Raw genomic sequence first — 18,616 nt, 5'->3', positions numbered from 1 at the left:
CACCTGGAATATCAACGTGTGATTGCTTTTCTCGATTTGAAATCCACACCTTTGTAATACATATCTGCCACCAGCAGATTCGGTCCGCAGCAGGAAGCAGCATCACAATGACAGTTCACGGTCTGATTCAGAGGATGTTCCGCCGACCACTCATGGAACACATCATCCAACTTCCGGTCACGAATGTTGCCAAACGCAGGGATATCCGCAAAATCGGTCACATACACGTTACCTGTAAACATGTTAACGTTGACCCGGTTACGACCGTCAGGATCGTTACGAACGGTCACATTCGGCTCGTTATACAAGCGATTGATCAGTTCTCGGTCCTGATCGGCTGCACTGCATGCGAAGAACGGGAGTGTACCAAACAGCATCCACATGTCTTTGTCACGCACATCCAGCAGACGATGAATTGCTGCTCTCATGTGATCCAGAGATAGCACGGGCAGCGCAGAAGCAAAGTTCGAATTATACATCGGATGTACTTCATGACGGACACAACCCATCTCCCGAATCAATTGATGTATGCCCTCAAGCTTGTCATGGGTTCGGAAGTTAATCATGGTCTCCGCTGAGATAAACATCCCTGCTTCACTGAGTTTGCGGGAGTTTTCAATCATTTTCTCGTACATCTTCACCGCAACTTCACGTTTTACCGGTCTGCCACTGTTGGCAAACCCCACTTGGTGGAAATCATCGGCATTCAGATAGTTGAATGAGATATGCATCACGTCCAGATAGGGCAACAATTGCTCGTAACGATGGAGATCCAGCGTCAGATTTGAGTTGATCTGGGAACGAATCCCCCGTGACTTGGCGTATTTGAGCAGTGGAATGATCATCTCGTCCACAGTCTTTTGGCTGAAACTCGGCTCCCCACCAGTCAGACTGATCGTCTGAAGATGCTCTACCTCGTCCAGCCTTTTCAACATCAAAGGCAAGGGAAGTGCAGGCGCTTCGCGCATCGTTAGCATATCTCCTACCGCACAATGCTCACAGCGCATATTACACAGATGCGTCACGGTCATTTCTACACTGGTCAGCACATGGCGTCCATATGTACGCAAAGAGCCGATCGGATCCCAAGGATCATTAGTCGGCGATAAAGGCATCGGCTGTACCGATCCTGAGTTTAGCATGGTCATTGTTCTTCACCTTATTCCTTTTATTAACCTAAAAAGTTTTTTTTACATCATACTCCGTCAATATCTTTTTTGGAGTTATCTTTAATCATAGCACAATTGCCTGTGCTCTGGCATGAACATGCTCTGTCCATTACATGACAAAGAACGCCCCCGTAATCTGCGAGCTTTAACTGACCCGCAGATTACGATATGAGCGCTGACTTAAGTTCAGATAGACGTCAGCCATCAAAAAATTCAGTGCTTGCTTGCGCTGGCGGTAAGTCTTCGACACCTTCAACCCCTGTAATCATAATAGACAGGGCTGTAGACAAATCGATCTCATAAGGTGCACTTAGCATCTGGCCGTCAGCATCCTTCAGAACACGAATGCGCGGACGCTGTGGAATACGTGAATGAATGTCCGCAACCACCCCGATCTCTCCCGTACTCAATGTGACAGAAAGGCCAAGAGGGTAGATAGCTACACAGTCTCGGAACTTCTCCAACATCCACTGTTCATACAGTGTGCCTGAACCCGTATATAATACTTCCACTGCCTGATGTGGCAAAAGGGCTTGTTTATATACCCGATTGGTCGTCATCGCATCATACGAATCAGCAAGAGCCAGCCATTTGGCATACTCATGAATTTCATTGTCTTTCAAACCAAATGGATACCCGCTGCCATCAATTCGTTCATGATGCTGTAATGCACAGTGTGCAGCAAGGAGCGGTATACCCGGTTCATCTTTGAGAATACGATGTCCATATGTAGTATGCTGCTGTATGATTTTAAATTCCTCATCGCTCAATCGGGCAGGCTTTTGCAAAATCTCTGGAGCGATCTGCGTTTTACCGATATCATGCAGCAGAGCTCCTAATCCAATCTCCATTAACTGCTGCCGAGTATAGCCCGATGCCACACCAAGAACCAGCGTATACACACATACATTGAGAGAGTGATTATACAAGTCAAAATCACTGGAATTCATGTCCATCAGCATAATCATGGCTTCCTTCTGACTGCCGATGTCCTCCAAAATTGTATTCATTACTCCACTGAGTGCTTTACCAAAGTGCGGAATTCGACTTTTGGTTTTTAGACCCGACATGTTCTGAAACTGCTGTTTGATCTCAACCAATGCTTTGCGCCTGGTCTCTTCCCGAAGCATATCCGGAATAATAATATCTTCCGTGGCTGCATCATTGACATATACATATCCGATTCCCAAATCCTTCAAACGTCCAATTAACCGGCTGGTCAGCTCCACTCCCTCACTGAGCAGAACCAGACCCTCTTCACTATAAATTCGTTTCCCCAGCTTCATGCCAGGCTGCAATAAGTTTATATGTACTAAACGCACAGCCTATCCTCTCCCGCTCCGTAGATGTAATTTCCACTAGCCGCCGCTTCAGCAGAAGGCAAGTACTTGTTATTTTGCATGCCAGCGGGATCGCAGACTATCATCCAGCGCCCCTGGTCTTTTCAGTTCTATTTCAAGCAGATCACGTATGAATTCCGGTAGACGATAAGAAGTGCCGGTTCCAAGTGCAAGTGAAGGATAACCCACGTTAAACGTAAACATGTCGAGAGTCCCCACAACGTATTCATCTTCATCATGAACCCGTTTGCCACCTATATATATAGCACCAATCTTCTCATACGCAGGCAAATGCGGACGATATTCAACCTCCATCCCATCCATGCATAATGTTCCAAGAATCTCTCCGCGAAATCCAAATCCGATAATGGGTTTACGTGAAAACTCTGGCAACAGGGACTGTTCCAGTGCTTCACGAATTTGACTTCCATTCAAACATATTGTACAGGCATTAATTGGAGATGGACATAGGGAATGTAACATTCCTTTTGTAATATCTCCCTCGGGTAGATTTCCAAGAAGTTGCCCGGCATTAACAAGCGACACCTGTGCGCCCGTAAACTGGCGAACCGCTTGGGCAAGCAATGAAGCAAACGGAGATTCTCGATCGTAATCTATGGTTAGGGTTCTGTCCGTAATAACAGCTGTCTGACCAAGTGAACGTACGGCTTCGGTTCGATGTGTGGCTATAGCCAGTGAAACCTGTTCTTCAAGCATCATGTTCTGAACAGGAACACAGCCACTGCTCACCAGTCGGAGTTCATTTGTTCTATAATCCCGCTCCAATACCACTTTACCGAGCCACTGGCCAAACTTGCCTGCTGCTCCAAGGACTGTTTGCCCAATAACCAATGGTTCTTCCAGAACATGATGTGTGTGTCCGCCCAGGATGACATCTATGCCAGGGATCTGTTCAGCCATTCTTTGATCGGTTGAAAGCCCCAAATGTGATAAAACAACCAGTACATCCACTTGAGGGCGCAAGGCTTCCACTTGCTCACGCAATGTCTCCACTGGATCCAATACATTCCATCCCAGCAACTCATAAAAAGCCGCAAAGGGCGCTGTGGCTCCAAGCAAACCGATACGAAATGCACCCTTTTCCACAATAACAGATGATTTCATCCAGACAGGTGGCAGGCCCGTCGCCTGCTCTACAACATTTCCACATACCACTGGACACAGCAGACCCGCATAAGATTGCGACAGCTGCTCTGATGTGAAGGTCAGTCCTTCGTTGTTGCCAATCGTTACGGCATCATATCCGGTCAGATTGAGCACATCTACATTGGCCGCCCCTAGAGTCCCCTCCGTCTCAACCGCCATCCGGTCCATATGGTCCCCGATATCGAGTACCAGAACATCCTCGGCCTGTCCCCTCTCCTGTCCGATCATGGCGGCGATGGAGCTCATGGTGCCAAAATGACTATGGATGTCATTCGTATGCAGAATTGTTAACGTTTGTGTCTTCATGGTACTCATCACACCGCCTCCTCCTTATCCTCTTCTTAACGTACATTCCTCTAATGGATAAGCATAACATTTTCCGTGTCGTTATGATATATTTAAAGGGTTTAGAGATGAAAAAGAGGTGAGCTATTCGCATGAAATTGACCATTCAACTATTTGCAGGAATTGCTGAACGACTGGGCACATCCCTGCTTGAATATGAGTACCCGGGGACTGATCCGACACCAGCACAGTTAAAAGAAAATCTGAGTGTCGCTCATCCTGAAGCGGCTGCTTTAATACGTGTTTCCTTTTTGGCAGTAAATCAGCAGTATGCTCCTGCCGATATTATTATCAAGGCCCAGGACGAAATTGCCTTAATTCCTCCTGTGTCTGGAGGAGATGGCACTGATTCGACTGATCATGAACATGAGTCTTCTTATCCTGAGCACCGAACCGATGACGGATTATTTCTTATCACCCAGTCCCCGTTGTCCGTTGAAGCAACCACCGCGCTCGTCATCACTGCAAACCATGGAGCGGCCCTTACGTTTGTAGGCACTACCCGTGAAATGACCGGGGAACAACGGACCGTCTATCTGGAATACGAGGCCTACGTTCCTATGGCGCTTTCACAGATGGCGACGATTGGCAGTGAGATCTCCGAACGCTGGCCAGGCGTGCGTTGTGCGATCAGCCATCGAATTGGCAAGGTGGACGTGGCAGAGATCAGCGTCGTGATCGCGGTATCTTCACCTCATCGCAATGACTGTTATGATGCAAGCCGCTATGCAATTGAACGACTCAAACAGACTGTCCCCATCTGGAAAAAAGAAATATGGGAAGATGGCTCCGAATGGAAAGGTCATCAGCTAGGACCCTGGAACCCCATGGACAACTAAATAATTAGTCATTAAACCTCTTGAAGCAGTGATGAAATTAGTAAATAAGTCGTTGTCAACCCATTTTTTTCTTGTTATTATAATTCTATGTGTCGATATTAGTCGAGGAAAAGGTGGTTTATACGTGAGAGTGCATGTTACTGATCTTAAACCTGGCGACCTGTTAAAAAATGATGTGTACAACCGTTCGGGTCTCCACATGCTGATGAAAGGTTCCACGCTCAGCGACGATGATATTTCCAAGCTGCTGCAGCACGGGATTGATTACGCAGATGTAGAGCATACAACAACCGACCTACACTCTGATGCACAAACCTTACCTTCCGATCAAACCCGTTTGTTAACGACCTTGTTTAACGATACGATCAAAGGTACCGAATCTCTGTTTCAACAAGCGATTGAGAAAGGTTTTATTGATGAGACTCAGGTCGATGAGATTTTGATAACCCTAACGGAACAGCTTGAAAAACAAAAGGATGTTGTCTCCTTGCTGCTAATGCTTGACGGGGACAATGATTATACCTACAACCATTCCCTACAGGTCGGCATGCTCGCTTTTTATATTGCTGGTTGGATGGGCTACAATCCTGAAGAGTGTCTCAATGTGGCGAAAGCAGGATATCTTCATGATATTGGCAAGTCCAAGATTCCTCATGAAATATTACATAAACCGGGTAAATTGACCCCGGAAGAGTTCGAAGAGATGAAGAAACATACATTCTACGGGTACGATATTATTAAGGAATCCACTCAGAATGAACTTCTTGCCACAGTCGCGCTCCAGCATCATGAGCGAGAAGATGGAAGCGGTTATCCTCATGGACTCAAAGGAGACGAGATTCATCCCTATGCCCGCATAACAGCCGTAGCAGACGTTTACAGTGCCATGACAACCAACCGGGTATATCAGACCAAACAGGAGCTAATCTCCGTTCTGTGTGAGTTGTACAGCCTCAGCTTCGGTCAACTGAACGGTGAAGCTACTCAGGAACTCATCAAACATATGCTGCCCAATTTTATCGGCAAACGGATTCTGCTTACTACTGGCGAAACCGGCCTGATTGTGATGAACAATCCTGCGGATTACTTCCGACCACTCGTACAGACTTCTACAGCCTTTATTGATCTAGCGAAGGAAAGAGACATCGCTATCGTTGAAATTTATGTACAGTAGCATGAGCTGCACGGTTATGCGAAGTATTCGTCAGAGCAAGTCAACACCAGGAACAATATGCGTTTGGATGCACAGAAAAAAGGGGAGCCGTTAAGGCAATGTCATTAAGTTTAGCTTAAAGACAAAAATGAGAATAAAAAAATAAAATTGAAACGGCATGGGAAAAGTCCTGTGCCGTTACTTTTTTGTCCAAGTACGAAAAAATGATACAGCAAACAAAGCGGAAGGAATGTCCGCTTAAAAAATGTTCATATGGCACTAATTATGCTACTCTGTATACGAAGCTAACGACTGATTTCCAGCGGATTTTTCGCTTATTCTCCTGTCCTGGTCGATGGGGTCGAATGGGCAATATGTTCTTGCGAATCAGTGCTTCAACATCAGGCGGGGGTTCTTCGTCCCTTGAGCGCAGAAAGTACCTACACACATGAACAGCAACCGTAAAGTTTACTTGGTATAGGTGCTGTTTATCCATTTGCGAAATGATGACGTGCGAGGTCACCATTTCAGCAAAATTGTACAGGATCATTCTTGCGAATATCTCTTGGACGATGGACTCTTGCTTTTTGGCGTGAAAATTGGTCAGACCCACAGTGTATTTTAGTGCCCTGAAAGAAGTTTCAATGCCCCAGCGCAGGTGATAAATAGATTTCAGTGCATCCGGCGGAAAATCATCGGCTGAAAGATTTGTAATGACGGTTTCATAATCGCCCGTTGGCAGTACAAAACGAACAACCCGAAAGAAAATCGGGTAATACAGATTCTCCTGCAGATCCAAAAAATCAAAGGTAGAGGTGGATGGGACGAACTTATACTTCTCAGGCTGAGCCTTAATCTCTTTGGTTTGCTTTTTGGTAAGTGTCAGATGCACGTTCGTATCAAATTCTCCCCCAGAAGGCAAGTGTAAGCCTGAAAGAATCCCCTTTGAATTCAGATCCTTTACCCGAATGACATAGCTCCACCCCTTGCGTTCCAAATGTGCGAAATTGTTGTAGCTTTCATAGCCCCGGTCAGCAATGACAATGGTTTTTCCCTGAATGGGAGAACGATCCACCATCGTGGCGAGCGCCCTTCCCTCGTTGCACAATCTTCGCGGCTGGACGACCGCATCTACATATAGTCGGTTGCATAAGTCATAGGCAGCGTTCAAGTGCAACAGGTTGTAGCCTTTCGTCCCAGGCGCATTTTGAAAGTAGGTATCCGTGTCTGACGAGTCCGTAGCGATATGCAAATCCGAACCGTCAACGGCAAGTAACCGATACCCGCGGTAGTCCTTGATATCCGTGTAGGATTGCGTAAATTGGTGAAACAAGAACTCCACAGCAGACGGCAGAATTTTATTCCGCTGCTGGACAAAAGCAGAAGTGGTTGCGGTGTTCACATCATAGCCTTGGGATTCCAGAAGCTCCTTGTACAGGCTGTTGCCTCCCATAGAGATGAGAAGATGCATTACCGTTTCAAAAGGCAACTTTTTCTTTCGGGTAAAATCGTTTTCCGCGTTTCTAACATAAGGTGCGGGCGCGAGAGACATTTCTCGTATGAGGGATGTCAACTTGTCTTTTAGCGAAATTGCGTACGAATTCATTGGCGTAACCTCCTCTTTGTTTCAAGGGGCTTCGCTACACATTTCTAACAACTTGTCAAGTTTTTTTACGCAAAAAAAAGCAGGCCATCTTTTGGATGACCTGCTCTTGTTATTCATTTTTGGGTCTGTGCCTTATCTTAATGACATTGGCCGTTAAGGCTTCCCTTTTGTATCTTCCCATTCGAACATGCAGGATTACACGCAGAATGCTTTCGTGATGATAACCAACAGAATGAACAGTACCAAGATCGCGCCAGTGCTTGTGAACATATTGTATCCACCTACACCGCCTACGTTGCCCCCACAGCCATATCCTACTTCGCTCATGTGATTGCCTCCTCTTCATCAGGTATACCCTAACATATGACGTTGGCAGTTTCGATGAACCGGGCGAATCGGCAACATTCAATAAATGGTTGTCTGCCTGGATTGAAGCATAGTGAAGTGGTTACTCCTGATCCGTTAGTTAGCTTTCCGATTGGGGTGAGACCTCAATTCCCTTTTCCTTGCGGTACATAATGACAAGTATTCTCCAAAAATCATAACTACCTGTATCGTTCATCATAAACGACTGGTAGTAATGGTATGCTTCCTCTGCCCAAGGCGGGCAAGCCATATTGGAAGTCTTTTTCTGCTGCTGAATCCATGCTGATTGGACTTCCAGTGTCTTTTCCATCGCGGTAAAGCGCTTCTTCTCGTCCGCTGTCATAAGCATCTCCTTCGTTTCTCCATCAGCTGAATTATATTCTTTTTGCAAATAGTTTCCTGGATCAACAACGCCGTTCTCACTCGCCGTATATCCATACGAAGGGGTGCTGGATATGCGTACCTCATAATGCACATGCGGACCGGTACTTTCGCCTGTGCTGCCCTGGTTGCCAAGGAGCTGCCCTTGCCTCACCTGCTGTCCAACTTGCACTGCAATTCGGGAAAGGTGAGCATAACAATGCAAGTAGCCCCTGTAATCCTGTACTGCAACGGTAAGCCCATAACCGCCGAATCCTGAGCCCGTAGCACCTTCCGCAGCAAAACGTACAGTTCCGTCCATAAAAGCATGTACAGGGCCATTCCATGGCTCTGTGACCAGATCAACGCCGCGATGGAACGTCTGCCCGCCAGAAATAGGATGAATACGATAGCCGAATGAACTGGTAATGCGGTAGCCTTCAAATGGATTTAAGCTCATACATTCACATCCTTTTCTATCATTAGATGCGCAAGTCTAGTAAATAGTTTGTGCTTTTGATCATATTTTATTACTAAAAAGCACTGCCCAGAATCGCAAGGGAAACCTCTGGCCTCTCCAATCTCTTCTATACGGTGCAGTTACGCTAAAACCAAATGTTCTGTAAAGTTTACCTTTATTCCTCCTTTCAACCAACCGTTCAAAATGGCACCTTCCAGCCGGAGTGACATGGGAGTTAATGATCATAAAAAAAGATCGAGGGGACTAACTCCCTCGATCTTTTTTTGACTCTGTATAAGATTACGTGAAACGGATTGGGCATAGAAGCTGCGTAATCAGAATCTACGTTTCCGAAACGGGCTATGACAGTCGGATTAACCGATGGAGCCCTCCATCTCGAATTTGATCAATCTGTTCATCTCTACCGCATATTCCATCGGCAGTTCTTTCGTGAACGGTTCAATGAAGCCCATGATGATCATCTGTGTTGCTTCTGCATCGGTCAGACCGCGGCTCATCAGGTAGAAGAGTTGATCCTCGGACACTTTGGATACGGTAGCTTCATGCTCCAGCATGATGTTATCATTCATGATTTCATTGTAAGGAATCGTATCGGATGTGGACTCATTATCCAGAATGAGCGTATCACATTTGATATTGGATTTCGCGCCCTCCGCTTGGCGACCAAAGGAAGCCAGACCACGGTAGGTTACTTTACCACCATGTTTACTGATCGACTTGGATACAATTGTTGATGTTGTATCTGGAGCCAAGTGAATCATTTTCGCACCTGCATCCTGATGCTGATTTTTACCAGCTACAGCGATGGACAGTACCGAACCTTTAGCTCCGCGACCTTTCAGTACAACTGCTGGATATTTCATCGTCAGTTTGGAACCGATGTTGCCATCGACCCATTCCATCGTTGCATTTTCTTCAGCAACCGCACGTTTAGTAACCAGGTTGTAAATGTTTGGCGCCCAGTTTTGGATTGTCGTGTAACGAACACGAGCATTTTTCTTACAGATGATCTCAACGACCGCACTGTGCAGTGAGTTCGTGCTGTAGATTGGAGCTGTACAGCCCTCTACATAGTGAACGAAACTGTCTTCGTCCGCAATGATGAGTGTACGCTCGAATTGCCCCATATTTTCGGAGTTAATCCGGAAATAAGCTTGCAGAGGCACTTCACATTTTACACCTTTAGGTACGTAGATGAAGCTTCCTCCGGACCAAACGGCACTATTCAATGCAGCGAATTTGTTATCTGCTGGTGGAATAACGGTTGCGAAATATTCACGCAGGATTTCCGGATGCTCTCTAAGTGCAGTATCCGTATCCATGAAGATTACGCCCTGATCTTCCAATTCTTTTTGCATGTTGTGGTATACAACCTCGGACTCATACTGAGCCGATACACCTGCGAGGAATTTTTGCTCCGCTTCAGGGATACCCAGTTTATCAAAAGTTTCCTTGATTTCAGAAGGTACCTCTTCCCATGTCTTCCCTTGTTTTTCAGAAGGACGAACATAGTACTGAATATCGTTGAAATCCAATCCGTCAAGATCTCCGCCCCATTTTGGCATCGGCATCTTTTCGAATTGCTTCAGGGATTTCAAACGGAATTCCAACATCCATTCCGGTTCGTTCTTGATTTTGGAAATCTCCGTAACGACTTCTGCAGTCAGACCTTTACCGGTTTGAAAGATGGATTTGTGTTCGTCGCGAAAACCATATTTATACTCTTCCATTTCTGGTGCTTTTTTAGCCATCTTGCTCTACCTCCCTATCGTTATTGTACTTTGTCCTCTTCGTCAATTCCTTTGCGTAATGCATTCCAGGCCAATGTGGCACATTTAATGCGGGCAGGGAACTTGTTCACACCGGATAGGGCTTCGAGATCTTCATAATCGTCGAAATCGACTTCTTCCCCTTTCATCAGTGAGGAAAAACGGTTAGCCATATCGAGTGCCTGATCCATCGTTTTGCCTTTGACTGCCTCAGTCATCATCGATGCCGAGGACATGCTGATGGAACAACCTTCACCCGTATACTTGGCTTCCTGAACGATTCCGTCCTTCAGCAAAAGTTGCAGTGAAATCCGGTCGCCGCACGTTGGATTATTCAAATTCACCGTGACAGCTTCATTATCAAACGTTCCGCGGTTGCGCGGATTTTTGTAGTGGTCCATTATGACACGCCGGTACAGATCATCAAGTTGCATCGCCAAAATACTCCTTTGTCTGGATTAAGGCGCTGACAAGCCGGTCCACGTCTTGTTCGTTATTATATAGATAGAAACTGGCACGAGCTGTTGAACTGACTTCCAGCCAGCGCATCAGCGGTTGACAGCAATGGTGTCCGGCACGAATGGCTACGCCACTCGCATCCAGCACGGTTGCCACATCATGCGGGTGTACATCACCGAGGTTAAATGTAACCACTCCGATATGACGCTTGGCTGGTCCATAAATGGTCAGTCCGTCAATCTCGGCCATACGCTGCGTTGCATAAGCTGCCAGCACACTTTCATGATGAGCGATCTCATCCATGCCAATCTGCTCCAGGAAATCGATAGCAGCACCCAATCCAACCGCTCCTGCGATAATCGGGGTTCCACCTTCGAACTTCCAGGGAAGCTCTTTCCAATTGGAATCGTAGAGACCAACCTCATCAATCATTTCACCGCCGAACTCAACCGGCTCCATGGACTCCAGCAGCGCCTTTTTGCCGTAAAGTGCACCGATCCCGGTTGGTCCGCACATCTTATGGCCGGATAATGCGTAGAAATCACAGTCCAGATCCTGCACATCCACCTTCATATGCGGTGTGCTCTGTGCGCCATCCACAACGATGACAGCGCCATTGCGGTGTGCAATTTCAGCGATTTGTTTTACCGGATGAACAACACCCATAACATTGGATACATACGCGATTGCTACAATTTTGGTATGGTTCGTAATCGTCTTTTCCACGTCAGCCAAATCAATGTTTCCATCCGGCTGAAGCGGGATATATTTCAATGTAGCACCTGTTTCCTTGGCAACCTGCTGCCATGGAATCAAGTTGCTATGGTGTTCCATCTGCGTAATAACAATTTCGTCGCCTTCTTTGCAAACTGCGCGTCCGTAGGACGAAGCCACCAAATTCAGAGCGGTCGTTGTCCCACGGGTGAAAATAATCTCCTGTGTGCGCCGCGCGTTGATAAACTTGGCAACCTTCTCACGTGCGCCTTCATAAGCATCCGTTGCACGGCTTCCGAGCGTATGAACACCACGATGCACATTGGAGTTCTCATATTCATAATAATGTTTAATCGCTTCGATTACAGCCAGCGGCTTCTGGGAAGTCGCTGCGTTATCTAGGTATACGAGCGGGTGTCCGTTGATTTCCTGGTGGAGGATCGGGAACTGCTCGCGGATAGCCGGGTTCATTGTCCCAGTTTCCGTTCGATGAGAGACTGCAATTGGGTACGCAGTGCTTCCAGAGGAATATCCGCCACCACCGGAGCCAGGAAGCCGTAAATGATCAGGCGTTCCGCATCCGTACGGTTAATCCCGCGCGACATCAAGTAATGAATTTGCTCCACATTGACTTGACCTACAGAAGCCGCGTGACCTGCTGTTACATCATCTTCATCAATGAGAAGGATTGGGTTGGCGTCTCCACGTGCTTTCGGGCTCAGCATCAGTACTTTCTCTGTTTGCTGTCCATCCGCTTTGGTAGCACCTTTCTCAATCTTCGTGATTCCGTTAATGATTGCAGAAGCCTCTTCACGCATAACTGCACGTGTAATCATCTGACTTGGCGTGTTTTTACCAAAGTGACGAGCTTCTGTTGTGTAGTTCAGTTTTTGGGAACCGGAACCTACTGCGATCACTTTGGAATCGGAGCTTGAGCCGTTCCCTTTAAGAACCGTCATCGTGTTGCTTGCAGTATCACCATAGTTCATCTCACCAACGATCCACTCGATCGAACCGTCGTTCTCCACCACTGCACGGCGGAAAGAAACGTCAGTAACATTTGTGCTCAATTGGTGAACTGAAGCGAAACGGACTTTGGCACCAGCTTTTACGAATACTTCCACAACACCGTTATGGAACACAGGTGAAGACAGTTCGCCAGATACATAGTTATCCACATAAGTAACGGAACTGTTGGACTCAGCAACTACAAGCACGTGCGGTGCAAATGTTGCAGTAGCATCATCTGTGAGCAGTACCGCTTGCAGCGGAACTTCAATCTCTACGTTTTTCGGAACATAGAGGAATACCCCGCCGTTCCATAGGGCTGCATGCAGAGCTGCAAGAGAATGCTCATCTGCTTTTACAGCCGTATTCAGATATGGTTTCACCAAATCGCTATGTTCGCGAACGGCTGTAGCCAAATCCGTGAAGATAACTCCTTTTGCTGCAAGATCTGCAGACAACTTGGAATATACTGTACCGGAATTACGCTGGATAACCAGACTGCCTTCGGCTTGGTCTTGAACCAGATCTTTTATGGAAGCTGGTACTTCCTCAAGGGAAGCAATGGCTTCGTTAGTTTTGTATGTGCCGTACTCGCTGACATTCCAGCGTTCGATTTTTTGTTTTTCCAGTTTTGGAAGCGCAAGCCCACTTGCAAGCTTTAGGGCTTCGAGCCGCTGCTCGGTCAACCAGCCGGGTTCATTGTTGCTTTCCGACAAGGCGCGAAGCGCTTCAGATTCAACCGGAAGAATTGTTTGTGTTGTCATTGATTATCCTCCTCCGTTTTGTCTTTACGCTTCTTGGCCTACAGTTTCGTCTGTGATTCCCAGCTCTTCCTTAACCCAGTCATATCCTTCAGCTTCCAGACGGTGAGCCAACTCAGGTCCGCCAGACTTCACAATACGGCCTTGCATCATTACGTGTACATAGTCAGGAGTAATATAGTTCAACAGGCGTTGGTAGTGAGTGATGATGAGGAATCCGCGATCTTCGCTCTTCATTGCGTTTACACCGTTGGCGACGATTTTCAGTGCATCGATATCCAGACCGGAGTCGATTTCATCGAGTACTACAATTTTTGGATCCAGCAGCATCATTTGCAGAATCTCGTTCCGTTTTTTCTCACCACCGGAGAAACCTTCATTCAGGTAACGGTGAGCAAATTCAGGATTCATGTCCAGTTCTTTCATTTTACCTTCCATTTGGCGAATGAACTTGATCAGGGAGATCTCGTTGCCTTCACCACGACGTGCGTTGATTGCACTACGCAGGAAGTCGGAATTCGTTACGCCAGCAATTTCACTCGGGTATTGCATAGCCAGGAACAGACCTGCACGAGCACGCTCGTCGACAGCCATATCCAGTACATCTTCACCGTCAAGTGTAATCGTACCTTCTGTTACTTCATATTTAGGGTGCCCCATCAGTGCAGAAGCCAGTGTTGATTTACCAGTTCCGTTCGGACCCATGATTGCGTGGATTTCTCCACCTTTCATTTCCAGGTTAATGCCTTTCAGGATTTCCTTACCTTCGATCGTCGCTTTCAGACCTTCAATGACGAAATTCGTAGCCATGTGTATTGTTTCCCTCCATTGATTAAATTGATGTTTACTGTCGAAAACGAAAAAGCACCTATTAATATCTGAACAGGGCTTCCCCTGAATTTCTCCTGTACTCCAATCTCCAAAGCAAGAATCACTTTAGAATAATTCTAAACTGATTCTCAATGATTATCAAGTCATTTCCTAAGAACTCTTGTCCCTTACAGGAAACATTATTCTATCTGATTCTATAATAAAAGCCAGATTGAATCAAATGACAAAACTTCTTCGTCATAAATAGACAGTGAGAAAAATCACAGGGATTCAATCTTTTATCAAATCTGCTCCTCTCCACCGAAAAAGGACCTATCCATATCATGGACAAGTCCTTTCGATAAATAACATTACATTTTGAGCGTCTCGTTAATCTTCTGTACCTGTTCGTCAAAATCCGCAACGTCCACCACCGGCGTCATTTCGCGCGGCACCGGACCATTCGGAATGGAAATCCAGGAACGGCATCCGTTGTATTCAGATAATACGGGAATCTCCATCGGTTCCTTCAAACGGTACACTCGGAGTATCAATACGTGGAGTGGATCTTTGCGTTTCCACTTTAGGCGGTCTTCAGCAAAATCCGCGGTCCACATATGAAAGTCAAGAAGTCGATCCAGCATCTCCTGATCTCTGATCTCCAAATCCTGTATCACTTCCGCATATGCTGTGAGTCGGATCGTCGAAGCTTCAGGCACCCATTCGGCCAGTGATTCCTCAACAAAGGAATGATCAGAAGACTTTATCAGTTCTTTACGCTGATGTTCATAAGTCGGATACAGGTAGAACGCTGGACTTTTCAACTCAAAACGTTTGGTTTCCTCCACAATCCCGCCTTTGCGCATCACCATAATCTGGCGACCCGTTTCCAATGCACGGATTGCGGAGGCCCATTCTTTTAATGCCGGTATCGTTGTGCCTATCATAAAGTTATCCTCCCGAAATCAGTCTTGTCAGCAGTATAGACGCTTGACGATATCCTGACAATGTGAAAGGGATAATAGCAAATCTATATTTGCAAGGCGACGAACTAAACGGCTGGTAAAGCTGGTATTAGCCCAGGAAAGAGCGAAGCATCCACATATGTTTCTCAAGATCAGCTTTGAAGCCTGTTAGCATATCGGATGTTGGTTGGTCTTCCGCAGCTTCTGCTACTTCAATACCCTCCTGATACTCATTCGACAATGTAGCAAAGTCCTCGATCAGATTCTGCACCATTGTTTTTGCGTCTTCGCCACCTGCTGCTTCCTGAATGGATGACAATTCAAGATACTCTTTCATTGTAGCCGCAGGGCTGCCTTTGAGGGTAAGAATACGCTCAGCGATCTCATCCATTTGTACAGTCACTTCATTGTAGAATTCTTCGAATTTCACGTGCAGTGTGAAAAAGTTAGGTCCTTTTACATACCAGTGATAGTTATGGATTTTAACATACAGGACGTTCAGGTTTGCTACCTGACGATTAAGTACTTGTTCCACCGATTTTGCTTGATCTGTTTTGTTTTTTGTAGCCATCTTAATCCCATCCTTTTATTATAAATTAGTCTGACATTCACTATAAGCAGGTTATCCTGCTGTAAATGACAGAGATTTAACATTTCGGCACCACCTGATGGTGGAGAGCCTTGTCGGCGGTATTTCTGTCAACCGTCCGGCCTATTTGTTTTTACCCGTACACCGGATGTTCGAAACAAGTCCCGTATAGACTGTCTCAAAAAAAGGGTACAATTCCACAACTATTTCCGATATACTGACATATACCAAGCAAAGAAGTGGGTATTCCTGTTTCTTCATATATATGGAGGTGGCATCCTTTGTCCCAATATCACCCTTTAACCCCCCAGGAAGCAATCGAACTGGCCAAAACATTACCGGGTCCATTTGCGGCAGATGCAAATCTCGCATGTCGTGAGATTGGCGACGGCAATCTGAATTTGGTCTTCCATATCACGGATCAGAACTCCGATAAAAGTATCATTATCAAACAGGCGCTTCCTTATGCGAAAGTGGTCGGAGAATCTTGGCCTCTGTCTCTGGTACGTGCCAGAATCGAACGGGAAATCCTACAGGAGGAGTATCGTCTATGTCCGGGAATGGTGCCTGAAGTATACCATTATGATGACGATCTTGCGTTAACTGTGATGGAAGATTTGAGCGATCATGTGATTATGCGCAAAGGTCTTATTGATGGTGAGACCTATCCTCTTTTTGCACAACATATTGGGGAGTTCATGGCAAGAACGTTATTTTTCACATCAGACCTTGGCATGAATCAGCAACTAAAAAAGGAAAAACAAGGAAGATTTATTAACCCGGATCAATGTAAAATAACCGAAGATTTGATCTTTGATGAACCCTATCGAATTGCGGAGAAAAATAATTATGAGGCTTCCATTGAAGACGAAGCTGAAGCACTTCGCACGGATGGGGAACTCCATCTTCAAGTCGCCTTGCTGCGCGAGAAATTTCTAACTCACGGTCAAGCTCTGCTTCATGGTGATCTGCATACCGGCAGTATTTTTGTTACTCCTAAATCCACAAAGGTGATCGATCCCGAATTTGCCTACTATGGCCCGATGGGATTCGATGTAGGCGCTGTGCTTGCTAACCTACTTCTCCATTACGCTTCCTTGCCAGGTCGCATTCAGGATCAGACGGCTCTTCGTGAGCGGGAAACGATTTTGCTGGATATGGTTCGTGACGTATGGACTGAATTCGAATCCCGCTTCCGTGGTCTGTGGACTTCCGACCTGGTTGATCCTATGGCTAAAGCGCCTGGGTACGAAGACCTTTATGTACAACAATTATTCAGAGATTCTGCTGGCTTTGCTGGCGCCAAAATGGTTCGCCGTATTGTCGGACTCGCGCATGTCGCAGATATTGATACGATTGAAGATGCAACAGAACGTGAACGTGCTCAGCGCAAAGCGCTGGCGATCGGTAAAGCACTTATCAAGCGTAATCGCAATCTGAATACGATTGGTGAACTTCTCGATACTGTAGCTACTGCGGTTACTACCATCAAAGTCTAATTTAAAGAACTCATAAAGCTTAACTCTAGGAACGGAGGAACATCCATGACAACCCCTGAACATCAGCCTCTGTCCTCCCTTATATGGAAAAAGGACAAGCTCGAAATGCTTGACCAGCGTCTGCTGCCTGAAACGATTCTGATGCTGAAACTGTATACGCCCGAGGAAGTTTGGGAATCCATCCACTCCATGAAAGTACGTGGCGCTCCCGCCATCGGAATTGCTGCTGCTTTCGGCGTCGTACTAGGTGCCAAGTCATATGACGGACTTTCCATACCAGGCTGGTTGGATCATGTAAAATCCACCTGTGCTCATCTTGCCACTTCCCGTCCCACAGCAGTGAACCTATTCTGGGCGCTGGATCGCATGATGCAAAAAGCAAGTGACCTCGCTGAATCCAGTACTAGCATCGAAGAAAGCACTGCCGCTCTTGAAGCGGAAGCTCTCTTGATTCAAAAAGAAGACGAAGAGGTTTGCCGCTTGATTGGTGAAAACGCTCTTCCTTTTTTCACAGACGGAATGGGTGTGCTTACGCACTGTAATGCAGGCGGACTTGCAACGGCGAAATACGGAACGGCGACTGCACCGATGTACCTCGCTCATGAGCGCGGCATCAACCTTAAAGTTTTTGCAGACGAAACGCGTCCTGTTCTTCAGGGCGCACGCCTTACGGCCTTCGAACTCCAGCAAGCCGGCATTGACGTCACTCTGATCTGTGACAACATGGCAGGCATGGTCATGTCCAAAGGCTGGATTCAGGCCGTTATCGTCGGTACAGACCGCGTCGCAGCCAATGGGGATGTAGCTAACAAAATCGGAACATACAGCGTAGCGGTCCTTGCCAAAGCGCACAACATCCCGTTCTATGTAGCCAGCCCACTGTCAACCATTGATTTGTCTACGCCATCCGGAGATCTCATTCCGATTGAGGAACGTGCTGCGGAAGAAGTAACCGAAGGATTTGGCAAACGTACTGCTCCGCAAGGTGTGAAAGTATTCAACCCGGCATTTGACGTCACTCCTAATGAATATGTAACGGCCATTATTACGGAAAAAGGGGTCGTTCGAGCTCCTTTCCAAGAGAATCTGGCTGCCTTGTTCGCCAAGGATGAAGCTTAATTTGCGAAAGCAAAAGTACTCAAGGGTGAAGTACGTTTGTATGGTTAGATTTCATTTTATGTAATGAAAGTTAAATAGGGCTTCCCAATGGGAGAGC

General features: G+C 46.4%; 17 protein-coding genes. 4 read left to right on the top strand and 13 right to left on the bottom strand.

Going from position 1 to position 18,616, the window contains the following annotated elements:
* Positions 1–11 precede the first annotated feature (11 nt).
* The 3 genes from yfkAB to JNUCC31_RS24705 form a co-directional block, all read right to left on the bottom strand.
* A complete protein-coding gene (gene yfkAB, locus JNUCC31_RS24715) occupies positions 12–1,148 on the bottom strand; it encodes a radical SAM/CxCxxxxC motif protein YfkAB (RefSeq protein WP_192265665.1) in 1,137 nt (378 codons plus the stop codon).
* Between the two features lie 218 nt (positions 1,149–1,366).
* Entirely contained in the window at positions 1,367–2,491 is a 1,125-nt protein-coding gene (locus tag JNUCC31_RS24710) for an HD-GYP domain-containing protein (RefSeq protein ID WP_192265664.1), read from the bottom strand.
* A 69-nt stretch (positions 2,492–2,560) separates the two neighbouring features.
* Positions 2,561–3,991, bottom strand: coding sequence for a bifunctional metallophosphatase/5'-nucleotidase (locus tag JNUCC31_RS24705; RefSeq protein ID WP_192265663.1), 1,431 nt, complete (start codon positions 3,989–3,991; stop codon positions 2,561–2,563).
* A 122-nt stretch (positions 3,992–4,113) separates the two neighbouring features.
* Between JNUCC31_RS24705 and JNUCC31_RS24700 the strand changes: the two genes are divergently transcribed.
* On the top strand, positions 4,114–4,860 hold the full coding sequence (locus JNUCC31_RS24700) for a molybdenum cofactor biosynthesis protein (RefSeq protein ID WP_192265662.1): 747 nt from the start codon (positions 4,114–4,116) through the stop codon (positions 4,858–4,860).
* A 124-nt stretch (positions 4,861–4,984) separates the two neighbouring features.
* A complete protein-coding gene (locus tag JNUCC31_RS24695; RefSeq protein WP_192265661.1) occupies positions 4,985–6,034 on the top strand; it encodes an HD-GYP domain-containing protein in 1,050 nt (349 codons plus the stop codon).
* A gap of 262 nt (positions 6,035–6,296) precedes the next feature.
* Here the strand turns inward: JNUCC31_RS24695 and JNUCC31_RS24690 are convergent, their stop codons facing one another.
* From JNUCC31_RS24690 to JNUCC31_RS24650, 10 genes are all read right to left on the bottom strand, one after another.
* Positions 6,297–7,619 carry an IS4 family transposase gene (locus tag JNUCC31_RS24690; RefSeq protein ID WP_192265659.1) on the bottom strand — a complete coding sequence of 441 codons (1,323 nt, stop codon included), beginning with the start codon at positions 7,617–7,619 and terminating at the stop codon, positions 6,297–6,299.
* A 195-nt stretch (positions 7,620–7,814) separates the two neighbouring features.
* Positions 7,815–7,946 carry a YjcZ family sporulation protein gene (locus JNUCC31_RS33535; RefSeq protein ID WP_228469229.1) on the bottom strand — a complete coding sequence of 44 codons (132 nt, stop codon included), beginning with the start codon at positions 7,944–7,946 and terminating at the stop codon, positions 7,815–7,817.
* A gap of 139 nt (positions 7,947–8,085) precedes the next feature.
* Positions 8,086–8,805 carry a M23 family metallopeptidase gene (locus JNUCC31_RS33980; protein WP_192265656.1) on the bottom strand — a complete coding sequence of 240 codons (720 nt, stop codon included), beginning with the start codon at positions 8,803–8,805 and terminating at the stop codon, positions 8,086–8,088.
* 374 nt (positions 8,806–9,179) lie between these two features.
* A complete protein-coding gene (gene sufB / locus JNUCC31_RS24680) occupies positions 9,180–10,577 on the bottom strand; it encodes a Fe-S cluster assembly protein SufB (protein ID WP_062319997.1) in 1,398 nt (465 codons plus the stop codon).
* 20 nt (positions 10,578–10,597) lie between these two features.
* Complete coding sequence (sufU, locus tag JNUCC31_RS24675) at positions 10,598–11,029, bottom strand: Fe-S cluster assembly sulfur transfer protein SufU (RefSeq protein ID WP_192265654.1); 432 nt, start codon at positions 11,027–11,029, stop codon at positions 10,598–10,600.
* Positions 11,019–12,239, bottom strand: a complete 1,221-nt coding sequence (locus JNUCC31_RS24670; RefSeq protein WP_192265652.1) for a cysteine desulfurase — start codon at positions 12,237–12,239, stop codon at positions 11,019–11,021. The genes sufU and JNUCC31_RS24670 overlap by 11 nt, the downstream gene beginning before the upstream one ends.
* Entirely contained in the window at positions 12,236–13,540 is a 1,305-nt protein-coding gene (gene sufD, locus JNUCC31_RS24665; RefSeq protein ID WP_192265649.1) for a Fe-S cluster assembly protein SufD, read from the bottom strand. Before sufD ends, JNUCC31_RS24670 begins: the two co-directional genes overlap by 4 nt.
* A gap of 24 nt (positions 13,541–13,564) precedes the next feature.
* Entirely contained in the window at positions 13,565–14,347 is a 783-nt protein-coding gene (gene sufC, locus JNUCC31_RS24660; protein WP_090895331.1) for a Fe-S cluster assembly ATPase SufC, read from the bottom strand.
* A 371-nt stretch (positions 14,348–14,718) separates the two neighbouring features.
* Positions 14,719–15,294, bottom strand: coding sequence for a DUF1802 family protein (locus JNUCC31_RS24655; protein ID WP_192265647.1), 576 nt, complete (start codon positions 15,292–15,294; stop codon positions 14,719–14,721).
* Between the two features lie 127 nt (positions 15,295–15,421).
* Positions 15,422–15,883 (bottom strand): Dps family protein, encoded by a 462-nt coding sequence (locus JNUCC31_RS24650; RefSeq protein ID WP_095359041.1) that lies wholly within the window; start codon positions 15,881–15,883, stop codon positions 15,422–15,424.
* 299 nt (positions 15,884–16,182) lie between these two features.
* Between JNUCC31_RS24650 and mtnK the strand changes: the two genes are divergently transcribed.
* A complete protein-coding gene (mtnK, locus tag JNUCC31_RS24645; RefSeq protein WP_192265645.1) occupies positions 16,183–17,400 on the top strand; it encodes an S-methyl-5-thioribose kinase in 1,218 nt (405 codons plus the stop codon).
* Between the two features lie 45 nt (positions 17,401–17,445).
* On the top strand, positions 17,446–18,519 hold the full coding sequence (mtnA, locus tag JNUCC31_RS24640) for an S-methyl-5-thioribose-1-phosphate isomerase (protein ID WP_192265642.1): 1,074 nt from the start codon (positions 17,446–17,448) through the stop codon (positions 18,517–18,519).
* The last annotated feature ends 97 nt before the right edge of the window (positions 18,520–18,616 follow it).

The organism is Paenibacillus sp. JNUCC-31, from assembly GCF_014844075.1.
Taxonomy (GTDB): domain Bacteria; phylum Bacillota; class Bacilli; order Paenibacillales; family Paenibacillaceae; genus Paenibacillus.
This window is presented reverse-complemented; position numbering and strand designations above follow the sequence as displayed.